Source organism: Actinophytocola xinjiangensis (assembly GCF_001921215.1).
GTDB classification, from domain to species: domain Bacteria; phylum Actinomycetota; class Actinomycetes; order Mycobacteriales; family Pseudonocardiaceae; genus Actinophytocola; species Actinophytocola xinjiangensis.
The window spans coordinates 1-966 of the sequence record NZ_MSIF01000065.1 but is presented as its reverse complement, the minus strand read 5'-3'; the positions used below and the strand labels follow the sequence as shown (position 1 = coordinate 966).

Annotated in this window: 2 protein-coding genes; both read left to right on the top strand. The window is 63.3% G+C overall.

The genetic code is table 11. The features are described 5' to 3' along the window. The coding region (locus BLA60_RS41825) for an acyl carrier protein (RefSeq protein ID WP_211289035.1) at positions 1-225 on the top strand (225 nt) is incomplete at its 5' end. Between the two features lie 34 nt (positions 226-259). Continuing rightward, positions 260-966, top strand: a 707-nt coding sequence (locus tag BLA60_RS41820; RefSeq protein WP_075138645.1) for an acyl-CoA desaturase, incomplete at its 3' end; no start/stop codon positions are given.

Genomic DNA, 966 nt, shown 5'->3' with positions numbered 1-966 from the left:
GCGACGCTGATCCGCCAGGAGATGCGCGGGAAGCTGTCGGCCGACGTCACGATCGACGAGGGCACCCGGCTGGACGAGTTGGGGCTGTCGAGCCTGCAGGTGTCGGAGATCGTGTTCACGCTGGAGGACGAGCACGGTGTCGAGTTCGACCCCGCCAAGGCCGCCGAGGCGGAGACGCTGGGGGATCTGCTGACCCTGACGAACGAGGTCCTGGAAGTCGGCTGAGGCCGGTTTGTCCGGGTTCGAGTGAGGAGTCGGTATGGACGGGCGTGAGCATTACACGTTCATTCTGGTGTCGGCGCTGTTGCCGTTGTTCGGTGTGGTGGCGGCGGTGGTGTTGTTGTGGAACGAGCTGGTTGGCCCGACGGATCTGGTGATTTTCGCGATCATGTACGTGATCGCGGGTTTGGGGGTGTCGACGGGGTACCACCGTCTGCTGGCGCATCGGGCGTTCAGGACGACGAGGCCGTTGCGGATCTTTTTCGCGTCGGCGGGGGCGATGGCGGGTCAGGGGCCGCCGGTGATCTGGGTGGCTCATCACCGTCGGCATCACCGGGTGGCGGACAAGCCGGGTGATCCGCACAGTCCGTACTCGGACGAGGAACCTGGGTTCAAGGGTGCGTTGAAGGGTCTGTGGCATGCGCATCTGGGGTGGTTGTTCGATCGGGATCTGTCGTCGGATCCGATGCGGTACTGCCCGGATGTTCTGCGGGACAAGGACATGCGGGTGATTTCGCGGTATTTTGTGTGGTTCGTGGTGGGTGGTGTGGTGTTGCCCGGGTTGATGGGGTTGGTGTTCACGGGGACGTGGTTCGGGGCGTTCACGGGGGCGTTGTGGGGTGGTTTGGTGCGGTTCTTCTTCGCGAATCACATCACGTATGCGGTGAATTCGATCGGTCATTATTTCGGTCGGCGGCGGTTCGCGACGCCGGATGAGTCACGGAATGTGGGCTGGTTGGCGCTGTT